This is a genomic window from Lysinibacillus sp. FW301-JW8, from assembly GCF_058788755.1.
In genome coordinates this window covers 93,013-102,581 of the sequence record NZ_JBYTBB010000009.1, presented here as the reverse complement: position 1 = coordinate 102,581, position 9,569 = coordinate 93,013, and the positions used below count along the sequence as shown (strand labels likewise).

Sequence of the window (9,569 nt, the reverse complement as noted above, 5' to 3'; positions counted from 1 at the left end):
ACAGATGAGACCCTGGAGCGAACGCGAGTGAAGCGGCTCATCGGACGCCCCCAGGAAAGCACTCAGTCGGAACGAAGATCAACCCCTCGTTTTGAAAAAGGGCTATATTTTTTTATTTGTCACCTTGATTTCATTGACATAATAGTATTTCAACAACATGAGGATTTCATAAAAATGAAGTCCTTTTTTTATTTCCCAGAATATATCTAAGGTAATTCATGAATTTCACATTATCTCATTGGTTCATTATTCACTTGCACAACGTATTTATATCATATAAACTACTAAAAATTATTATTATTTATACCTTTCTTAATATAAATACCATTAGAAATATTCTGATTTAATTTAAGATAAATATTATAATGGTATGTAAGAGGTGAGTTCAATGCGTTTAGAAGTGAATCAAAAATTAGATTTAAAACTAGCTATGACAAAACAATTGAGACAAGCAATAGAGCTATTACAAATGCCTTCAGATGAGCTCGAAACATTTCTTATAGAACAATCACTTTCAAATCCCTTAATTGAAGTGAAAGATAGCTATCACTTTAAGGAAGGTTATCATACAAGCAAATATACGAATCTACCCGAAAACAATGCGGAGTACAGGATATCAAATGTAGATCACCTTTTAAGTGAAATTCGTTTAACTTATCATTCATCTGAAGACTATCAGCTTCTTCAACAACTTATTCTGAATTTAAATGAATTTGGTTATTTACCAAATGCGACTCAGTTATTTTCGCAGTCACAATATAATCACGCTCTACAGCTTCTGAAAAATTTAGATTATGTAGGCGTGGGAGCTACAAATTTAAAGCATTGTTTACTGTTACAACTAGAAGCTTTCTATCCTGATGAATTATTTGCTAAAGAAATTATCCAACATCACTTAGAAAAATTAGCGGATCGTAAATGGAATGATATAAAAAAATGTTTACAGATAGATGAAGAAGAACTGAAATATACTATAAATATTATAAAATCATTAAACCCAAAGCCTTTTAAACCCGATTATTCTAGTATTTCTGAAGTTATTCGTCCTGATATAATAATTGACATTAAAGATGATTTCATTACTTACGCTTTAAGTAACTGGTTCTCGCCTTCTATTTCTATGACAAAAATAGAGTCGATGTACTTATCCGCAGAAGAACAAAAACAAATGAATAAATGGGAAAAGGATTTCAACTGGTTATCTCAATCTCTTGAACAACGAAGAGAGACAATGATCGCTATAATGGAGTACTTAATACGAGAACAATTGGAAGCCCTAAAAAATGGACTTCATTTTATAAAACCAATGACTCTTAAAGATATTTCAGTAGCTATTGATCGTCATGAATCTACTGTTAGTAGAGCAACGATGAACAAATATATTCAGGCACCTTGGGGAACTTTCTTAATGAAGAATTTATTTTCATCTAAGGTCACGACTCATTCTGGGGAAGATATTTCTAAGGAAAAAATAAAAACACAAATTCTTGAACTTGTAAAAAATGAAAATAAGAAAAAACCTTTATCCGACAACAAAATACTAGAGCTCATTTGCAGCCAAGAAGAAGTTGAGTTATCTAGAAGAACTATCGCTAAATACCGAGATGAATTAAATATCCCCTCATCCTCTAAACGAAAAGAATTGTAGACGCAATAAAAGGTGAAGAGAACCGTTAAGCTCTTCTTCACCTTTTGATATATTTAAAGGGGAATTTTTTTAATGATGATCATTATTTTTTCGTTAAATTTTCCATCTTCTTGTAATCTATATCTTTCTGGAACCACATTTTTATTGCCTTGTGATTTTGCATAACTAGCATAGTCATACCATTTTGTATACGGGCCCCTAAATTATTAGCTTGCTTAAGAAATGCTGTATATTGGGGATTATAAATGACATCCGAAACAATTGCATTTTCTTTTAGCTGTACAATATTTAAAGGCATCGCATCTGTATGTGGCCACATACCTATAGGGGTAGTTTGAATGATAACATCATATTTAAGTGTTTGCTGTTCAGCTTCTTCATAGGATAAGACCCTAACATTCGGCCTATCTATCATATTCTTCACCTTATCTACAGTTCGGTTTGTTATATCAATTTCAACATCTTCAAATTGCAGGAGCTCAAAGTAGATAGATTTAGCTACTCCTCCAAATCCTATCAAAAGAATTTTCATTCCATTCAAATTTGATAGGTTAAACTCTTGTAAAAGTCCTGCTAACCACGCTTGACCATCAAAATTATATCCAATAAGCTTACCGTTCACTGCTTGGATAATGTTCACAACACCTGTATTTTTAGCAGTAATATCTAATTCATCAATATATGACAGCACTTTCTCCTTATAGGGAATTGTGATAATTAATCCCCCTTCACGACTGGATCTTAATTGCATCATTATATTGTTTAATCCATCATCCTCCACTTCAAATTTTTGAAACGAGGCTTGAATATTATTCTCTTTATAGGTTTCATTTTGCAATAAAGGCGAAAGCGAGTGCTCTAAGGGGTTTCCCAAAATACCATAGACTTGAATAAGTATCACCCTCTCTATTGTTATTGATTCCAAATAACTAGCTTTAACTCTGTCATTTCTTCTATAGCATATTTTACACCCTCGCGACAGTTACCACTTTCTTTCACACCTCCATACGGCATATGGTCTACCCTAAATGTTGGAATGTCATTGATAACTACTCCACCTACTTCTAATAGATGCATGGCTTTTGAAGCGTTTTGAATATCATTTGTAAAAATACCAGCTTGTAATCCAAACCTGGAATCATTTATTGCATCAATAGCTTGTTGAACGGCACTAATTTTATTTACTGTCACGATTGGCGCAAAGACTTCTTGGCATGATACTTTTGATGTCGAAGGTACTTCAGCTAAAATAGTAGGTTTTAAAATATTTGCTTCTACTTGGCCCCCACTAATTAATTTTGCTCCGTCTGCTATTGCCTCATCAATCCAGCTTAGTGCTCGATTATTGTCCTCTAAACTAATCAGCGTCGAAATATCTGTTGTTATATTCAGCGGATCGCCCAATATCAATTTCTCAGCCTTTTCTTTAAACTTTTGCAAAAATTCTTCTGCTACACTTTCATGCACATAAATGCGTTGTAATGAAATGCAAATTTGTCCTTGATTTGAAAATGCCCCAACCACACATTTATCAGTTATTACATCAATATCCGTATGTTGATCGATGATTAATCCTGCATTCGATCCTAGTTCTAGGGAGACTTTCTTCAGTCCAGCACGTTGTTTTATACCTAATCCAACACCTGGACTTCCCGTAAACGTAACCATCTTTACTTTTTCACTTTCTACCAATACATCTCCAACTGTTCTTCCACTCCCAGTTATCAAATTAAATGCGCCTTTAGGTAAATCTGTTTGACTTAATAATTCCGCTAAAAATATGGATGATAACGGTGTTTGGGAAGCTGGTTTTAGAACAACTGTATTACCTGCTGCAATTGCTGGACCTAATTTATGTGCGACTAAATTCATCGGGAAATTAAAAGGCGTAATAGCTGCCACCACTCCTAATGGTTCACGAATTGTTAATCCGATTTTATTCACGCCATTTTTGGCAGCATTGATTGGTAGAACTTCACCGTAAATTCGTTTTGCCTCTTCTGCCGCGAATTTATAAGTTTCTATTGTTCGTTCTACTTCGCCTATGGCAAATTTCAAAGGCTTCGCAGATTCTAATGAAATAATCTCAGCGGCTTTATCTTTATTAGCAATTAATAGATTTACTAACTGTTCTAATATATTTGAGCGCTCATACGCTGTTAGATTTCTCATTACTTTAAATGCTTCCTGCGCTGCATCGATTGCCTCTTCCACCTGCTCAGTTGAAGCCTGGGCGATATGTGCAATCGTTTGTTGTGAATAAGGTGACTTTAATTCGCTATATATTTCACTTTCTCTCCATTGTCCATCAATATATAAATTTTTTCTCATCGTGATAAAACACCTCCATCGACTGGGATTAAAATACCTGTAACATAATCAGATGCTTTGGTAGCCAAAAACATAGCTGTTCCTACAATATCTTGAGGATCACCCCATTTTTTAGATGGAATCCGATCCTCAAATTCTTTTTTACGTACTGAATCCTGTAAAATATCGGAATTCATATCTGTCAAAATATACCCTGGGGCAATGGCATTTACTTGAATCCCATATTGAGCCCATTCATTAGATAATGATTTTGTTAATTGTAGTACTGCTCCCTTACTTGCTGAATAAGGTGAAGAATTGTACGCCCCAACAATGGATACAATTGAGCTTAGATTAATAATTTTACCTTGTCCAAATTTCTTCATTTCGACTGCAGCTAATCGACTTAATTCAAATAAAGATAGGACATTTAAGTTAAATATTTTTTGCCATGTATCTAATGGTACATCCACCGCTGGACTACGTTTAATAATGCCTGCGCAGTTGATAAGAACATCTACTTTTCCATCTAATAGCTCTAAAGCTTGTTTAAAATATAGTTTTATTTTCTCGACTTCCATTAAGTCACACTTAATATAGCCAACATTTAAAGAGTTAAGTGACGCTACTTTATCAGAAATATCTAGAACGACAATTTCAGCTCCAGCCTGCTTAAAGGCCTTAACAAATTCGTGGCCAATTCCTTGAGCCCCACCGGTTACAATTATTTTTTTTCCTTTTAGATTAAAAAGTTCAGTGATGTCTGTCATGTTAATGAACCCCTTTACCAATACTTAAATTAGCTACTTCCATAAATATTTCAGACAGTGATGGGTGTGGTTGAATCATCTCAGCCATTTCATACACGGTACCTTCAAGACTCATATATGCTGATCCCTGTCCAATTAATTCTGTTACATATGGACCTACCATACACATACCAAAAATTTCACCATATTTAGAATCTGTGAATACTTTGACAAAGCCATCTTTTTTTCCTAGCGTCTGAGCTTTTCCATTTCCAAAAAGATTATATTTAGTAACTGTGTAATCAATACCTTTACTTTTTAAGTCATTTTCTGATTGACCAATACTTGCAATTTGTAAATTTGTATAAATGCATCGTGGCACGATAGAATAATCCATTTTCTTTTGATTGCCTAAAATATTCTCAATGACCGTTAACCCTTCTGCACTTGCAACGTGAGCAAGCTGGTATCCGCCTATTACATCTCCGACCGCATAAATATTTGAAATATTTGTTTGTAAATAGTCGTTAACTTTAATAAATGCTCCATTATATGCTAGATCTAATTGCTTGGTCGCAGAATCGTTAGGTGTTCGCCCTACTGCGATAAGTAGCTCTTCTGAAGAAATGACATCTTTCTCTCCTGATTTCTTCTCAACCACTAGCATCTTTAATCCATTTTCTTCACTTACACTTGTTAAGAGATGTTCTGTTAAAATAGTAATTCCTTTATCGTGAAGCTTTTTGTGTAAAGCTTTTGAGGCTTCCTCATCCTCCATAGCAATAATTCTGTTGCTATATTCAATAATAGTCACTTTCGATCCTAAACTGCTAAATACATCTGCTAGCTCTACGCCTATTACCCCACCACCAACAATCGTCATAGATTTCGGTAATGTTTTAAGATCAAAAATTGTATCTGTTGTATGATATTGCACATTCTCTAAGCCTTCTACTTTCGGAATAAGTGGACGGCTTCCTGTTGCAATAATAATATTTTTTGTTGAAAGAGTAGTCTTTTCATTATTTGAAATGACTTCAACCTCTTGAGAGTTTTTTATTAATCCTAATCCATTAAATACTTCTATTTTTCTAGCCTTTAATAAAGATTGGATACCCATTCTTAAATTATTAAGGACAGAATTTTTGTAGGAAACCATACCCTCCATCGAAAATTCTACGCCTTTTACTAAAATCCCACGTTGCTTTCCTTGCTCAATTTCTTCTAGTATTTCTGCATTTTTTAGATAGGTTTTTGATGGGATACAGCCTTGATTCAGGCAAGTTCCACCAAGCTGCCCAACCTCTATAAGCGCAACCCTTAGTCCCTCACTAGCCCCCCTCAATGCAGCAACATATCCCCCGGGACCTCCACCAATTATGATTACATCAAATGTTGTCATTATTCTCACCTCGATTTATACAAGCATTCTAAATGGATGTTCTAGATTTTCTTTCAAGTCCGTCATAAACTGAGCAGCCGGCGCTCCGTCAATTACCCGATGATCAAACGATAGTGATAATTGCATCATTGAATTTATAACTACCTCATCATTTTTTACAATTGGCTTTTCTACAATTCTTCCTACACCTAAAATTGCTGACTGTGGCTGATTAATAATTGGTGTAAATGAATCAACAGCATACATACCTAGATTACTAATCGTAAAAGTACCATTTTCAAAATACTCTGGACTTAATTTTCCATTCTTTATGTTTGAAACTATTTCCTTACTTCTTTTTACAATCTCCGCTAAGCCTATTTGATCTGTATTTTCAATTACCGGTACTACTAAACCTTCATCTAGGGAAACAGCAAATCCAATATTGACCTCTTCATAAAAATGAATTTCGTTATTCTGTAATGAAATATTTAATGCTTTGTTTTTAGATAATGTATGTGCAACTGCTTTAACAATTAAATCGTTAAAGGATAATCGATATCCTGTTTCTTTCTCAATGACAGGTAGTAATTGTTTACGCAGAATTACACATTCCGTCATATTGATTTCTGTTGTCAATGTTACATGCGGTGCAGTGTAATAGCTTTCGCTCATTCGCTCTGCAATTACTTTTCTCATGCCTTTTAACGGTACTTTTGTCAGCAGTGTAGATTCTCTCTCTTGTGCTGATGTTGTCTTAGTAACAGCAGACAAGACATCCTTTTTCGTTATTTTACCGTGCTGTCCTGAGCCAATTAAATCTTTATCATCTATCTTTAGATCCTGAACCATCTTTTGTGCCAATGGCGTGATTTTAGATATATCTTGTTGTAAGTAATTTTCGACATCCTGTTTTTGTACGCGACTATTCGGACCTGTTCCAGATACAAGAGAAAGGTCAACCCCATTGTCTTTTGCAATCTTGTTGGCAGCAGGTGTTTTTCGCACTTTTTCTTGCTCATTGACTTCTTCCAATTTATTATCTTTAGATTCTGAGAAGTTTTTAGTTTGTTCTATAGCCTCATTTTCTTCACCCATATAGGCAATAACTTCATGTACTTTTACTGTGCTACCTGCATCATATAATTTTTTTAATAGATGTCCTGAAGATTCAGCTTCTACTTCTAGAACAATTTTATCTGTTTGAATTTCAGCAATGGGATCGCCTTCCTCGATAAATTCACCATCATTTACTAGCCAACTAACAATGATGCCCTCTTCCATCGTTGCTCCTAATTTGGGCATTACCACTTCTCTTGCCATTTTAGTTCACCTCTATTTATTCATTAATTCTAAACATTTTTGATAAATATCTGATACTTGAGGAATTGCCGCTTTTTCAAGTTTTGGGTTGTACGGTATTGGTGCCTCTACTCCACCTAATCGTAAAATCGGTGCATCTAAGTAATCAAAAGCATCACTCTCTGCGATTAAACTAACAATTTCTGTACCAAATCCGCCTCTTTTCACTGCCTCATAAACGACTAGTACTCTTCCAGTTTTCTTTACAGATTCCAAAATCGCTTTTTCATCTAACGGAACAAGTGTCCGTGGGTCAATTACCTCCACATCAATTCCCTCTTGTTCTAGCTGTTGTGCAGCCTCTACCGCATGATTTACCATCATACCTGTGGCAATAATAGTAATGTCCTTCCCCTCTCGTTTAATATCTGCCACGCCAAGAGGAATTTCATAAGACTCTTCAGGAACATTTCCTTTTACGTTATAAAGCATCTTATGCTCATAGAATAAAACCGGATTGTCATCTTTTATTGCAGCTTTTAGTAAGCCCTTAGCATCGTATGCATTAGAAGGCTGTACAACTTTTAAGCCTGGTATATGTGTCATCCAAGCTTCTAAGCTCTGTGAATGTTGTGCTGCAAATCCTGCACCGGAGCCAGCTGGTAATCTAACTACCATTGGAACTTTTGCTTTTCCTCCAAACATATAACGCATTTTCGCCGCTTGGTTTACAATATTATCCATAGCAATTACAACAAAATCCGAAAATTGAATTTCTAAAATCGGGCGCATTCCTGTCATTGCTGAGCCGACAGCACATCCGCTAATTGCTGCTTCTGAAATAGGAGTAATACGAATTCGTTCAGGACCAAATTCATCAATCATTCCACTTGTGACACCAAAAGCTCCGCCATACACCCCGATATCCTCACCCATAATAAATACATCATTATCTTCACGCATCACTTGAGTCATTGCTTCTTTAACAGCTTCTGAATAACTAATTTCTCTCATCTTGATTTCTCCTTTTCCCTAGGCGTAAATATCTGTCATTAAAGTATCTAAACTTGGATCATCACTATTTTCAGCGTATTCAACTGCTTCTTTCATTTGGTTTTGAGCTTTTTCGTTTAACTCTATGAATTCGTTTTCATTTATGACATTATTTGAAATTAAAACTTCCTTAAAGGCTTCGATTGGATCCTTTGCTTTCTTCCACTCTTTCTCCTCTTCGCGCGTTCTATATTTTCGAGCATCACTTCTTGAATGCCCTTCCCATCGATAAGTTTCTGCCTCAATTAAAGTAGGACCATTACCCTGTTTCGCACGTTCAACTGCATCTTGTGTCGCTTTAATGACCTCTAAAATGTTATTACCGTTAATAGTTTCGCTTGGAATTCCGTAGCTCGATCCTCTGACAGCAATGGACTCTATATTTGTCATTTCCTTAATAGAACCTGACATTCCATATAAATTATTTTCACAGAAGAAAATTATAGGAAGCTTCCAAATTGAAGCAAGATTCAGAGATTCGTGGAACGCCCCTTCATTTGTTGCACCATCTCCGAAGAAGCACAGTACTACATAGCCTAATTCCTTCATTTTAGATGTTAAAGCAGCGCCGACACCTAGCGGGAGACCAGCTGCAACAATACCATTCGCACCAAGATTCCCAACTGTCATATCAGCGATGTGCATTGAACCACCTTTACCCTTACAATGGCCTGTTACCTTTCCAAGTAGCTCTGCAACCATCTTTTTAACATCTGTTCCTTTAGCAATACTGTGTCCATGACCGCGATGTGTGCTCGTAATCTTATCTTCATTATTCAGTGGGAAACAAGCACCTACTGCTGTGGCTTCTTGACCAATACATAGATGCATAGTTCCATGAATTTTTCCTTGTTGATATAGTTGTTTCAGTGTCTCTTCGAACTTTCTGATGAGAATCATGTCATACAACATTTTCTTTAAATCCTGTTTGTCTAAGCCTAATTCCTGAAATAATAATTCATTTGACATATTTAGAACCTCCTAAAAATATTTACACTAATTATTAATGCAAAAAGCATGCCAACTTTTATCGATGCAAAAATCCAGTATTTTCTCATCGAACTAGAGAAAAAATGATGTATAATTGTGCCCAAGTGATGAATTATTACATCATGTCTACTTAAGG

At 35.4% G+C, this 9,569-nt stretch carries 9 protein-coding genes; 2 read left to right on the top strand and 7 right to left on the bottom strand.

Translation table 11 applies throughout. The features are described 5' to 3' along the window. Together AC3WOM_RS06080 and rpoN are read left to right on the top strand one after the other, a co-directional pair. The coding region (locus AC3WOM_RS06080; protein WP_492445622.1) for a hypothetical protein at positions 1-210 on the top strand (210 nt) is incomplete at its 5' end. A gap of 178 nt (positions 211-388) precedes the next feature. After that, positions 389-1,648 carry an RNA polymerase factor sigma-54 gene (gene rpoN, locus AC3WOM_RS06075; protein ID WP_427548322.1) on the top strand — a complete coding sequence of 420 codons (1,260 nt, stop codon included), beginning with the start codon at positions 389-391 and terminating at the stop codon, positions 1,646-1,648. Between the two features lie 82 nt (positions 1,649-1,730). Here the strand turns inward: rpoN and aroE are convergent, their stop codons facing one another. The 7 genes from aroE to AC3WOM_RS06040 are packed head-to-tail and all read right to left on the bottom strand — an operon-like array spanning position 1,731 to position 9,412. Beyond that, the gene (aroE, locus tag AC3WOM_RS06070; protein WP_492445620.1) at positions 1,731-2,549 is read right to left on the bottom strand and encodes a shikimate dehydrogenase; all 819 of its coding nucleotides are present in this window, start codon (positions 2,547-2,549) and stop codon (positions 1,731-1,733) included. An 11-nt stretch (positions 2,550-2,560) separates the two neighbouring features. Next, on the bottom strand, positions 2,561-3,979 hold the full coding sequence (locus AC3WOM_RS06065) for an aldehyde dehydrogenase family protein (protein ID WP_492445618.1): 1,419 nt from the start codon (positions 3,977-3,979) through the stop codon (positions 2,561-2,563). Beyond that, a complete protein-coding gene (locus AC3WOM_RS06060; RefSeq protein WP_427548316.1) occupies positions 3,976-4,728 on the bottom strand; it encodes an SDR family NAD(P)-dependent oxidoreductase in 753 nt (250 codons plus the stop codon). The genes AC3WOM_RS06065 and AC3WOM_RS06060 overlap by 4 nt, the downstream gene beginning before the upstream one ends. Position 4,729: 1 nt before the next feature. Beyond that, a complete protein-coding gene (gene lpdA, locus AC3WOM_RS06055) occupies positions 4,730-6,109 on the bottom strand; it encodes a dihydrolipoyl dehydrogenase (protein ID WP_492445616.1) in 1,380 nt (459 codons plus the stop codon). A 15-nt stretch (positions 6,110-6,124) separates the two neighbouring features. Beyond that, complete coding sequence (locus tag AC3WOM_RS06050; RefSeq protein ID WP_427548312.1) at positions 6,125-7,411, bottom strand: dihydrolipoamide acetyltransferase family protein; 1,287 nt, start codon at positions 7,409-7,411, stop codon at positions 6,125-6,127. Between the two features lie 12 nt (positions 7,412-7,423). Then, positions 7,424-8,404 (bottom strand): alpha-ketoacid dehydrogenase subunit beta, encoded by a 981-nt coding sequence (locus AC3WOM_RS06045; RefSeq protein WP_492445613.1) that lies wholly within the window; start codon positions 8,402-8,404, stop codon positions 7,424-7,426. An 18-nt stretch (positions 8,405-8,422) separates the two neighbouring features. Then, the gene (locus AC3WOM_RS06040; protein ID WP_427548308.1) at positions 8,423-9,412 is read right to left on the bottom strand and encodes a thiamine pyrophosphate-dependent dehydrogenase E1 component subunit alpha; all 990 of its coding nucleotides are present in this window, start codon (positions 9,410-9,412) and stop codon (positions 8,423-8,425) included. Positions 9,413-9,569 lie beyond the last annotated feature (157 nt).

Coding starts and splice junctions, on each gene's coding strand:
- AC3WOM_RS06050 (WP_427548312.1), bottom strand. CDS start 7,411: ATGGCAAGAGAAGTGGTAATGCCCAAATTAGGAGCAACGATGGAAGAG.
- AC3WOM_RS06040 (WP_427548308.1), bottom strand. CDS start 9,412: ATGTCAAATGAATTATTATTTCAGGAATTAGGCTTAGACAAACAGGAT.
- lpdA (WP_492445616.1), bottom strand. CDS start 6,109: ATGACAACATTTGATGTAATCATAATTGGTGGAGGTCCCGGGGGATAT.
- AC3WOM_RS06065 (WP_492445618.1), bottom strand. CDS start 3,979: ATGAGAAAAAATTTATATATTGATGGACAATGGAGAGAAAGTGAAATA.
- AC3WOM_RS06060 (WP_427548316.1), bottom strand. CDS start 4,728: ATGACAGACATCACTGAACTTTTTAATCTAAAAGGAAAAAAAATAATT.
- rpoN (WP_427548322.1), top strand. CDS start 389: ATGCGTTTAGAAGTGAATCAAAAATTAGATTTAAAACTAGCTATGACA.
- AC3WOM_RS06045 (WP_492445613.1), bottom strand. CDS start 8,404: ATGAGAGAAATTAGTTATTCAGAAGCTGTTAAAGAAGCAATGACTCAA.